Origin of the sequence: Pseudoalteromonas sp. MER144-MNA-CIBAN-0113, assembly GCF_040308965.1 — a bacterium.
Lineage (GTDB): Bacteria > Pseudomonadota > Gammaproteobacteria > Enterobacterales > Alteromonadaceae > Pseudoalteromonas > Pseudoalteromonas tetraodonis.
Map to the genome: position 1 here is coordinate 1 of NZ_JBEOOG010000665.1, position 205 is coordinate 205.

The following is a 205-nucleotide window of genomic DNA, read 5'->3' on the forward strand; positions in this document are numbered from 1 at the left end:
AGTGAAACGAAACAGCGCCGATGATAGTGTAGCATTTGCTATGTGAAAGTAGGACATTACCAGGCTCCAAATTTAGTCGAAAGACTTTAAATTTAAAAATAAATAATAAGAAAATTGAAAAGAATTTTCTTGGTGACAATAGCGTTTTGGACCCACCTGACCCCATGCCGAACTCAGTAGTGAAACGAAACAGCGCCGATGATAG

At 38.5% G+C, this 205-nt stretch carries 1 rRNA gene; it reads left to right on the forward strand.

Going from position 1 to position 205, the window contains the following annotated elements:
- Window positions 1-128: 128 nt before the first annotated feature.
- A 5S ribosomal RNA gene (rrf, locus tag AAEY57_RS21380) occupies window positions 129-205 on the forward strand; the annotation flags it as partial.